Source organism: Vogesella lacus, from assembly GCF_979366295.1.
Genome location: NZ_CEETQT010000069.1, coordinates 1 through 209, shown reverse-complemented (window position 1 = coordinate 209; position 209 = coordinate 1). Strand labels below are relative to the sequence as shown.

Here is a 209-nt window from a genome sequence, read left to right as displayed (position 1 = left end):
TCGAAGCGCAGGCGGCGGCCAACCCTGAGGCTGTCGCGCTGATCTTTGGCGAAACAGAACTCAGCTACCGCGAACTCGACAGCCGCGCCAACCGCCTCGCGCATCAATTGCTGGCGCAAGGTATCCGCCGTGAAGCGCGTATCGGCATCGCACTGGAGCGCAGCATCGAGATGGTCGTCGGCTTGCTGGCGATTCTCAAAGCCGGTGCC

Annotated in this window: 1 protein-coding gene; it reads left to right on the top strand. The window is 63.6% G+C overall.

The genetic code is table 11. The annotated features are described in order from the left end of the window. Window positions 1-209 (top strand): AMP-binding protein (locus ACZ9W6_RS17760; RefSeq protein WP_465192505.1); only part of this gene is annotated, 209 nt, incomplete at both ends.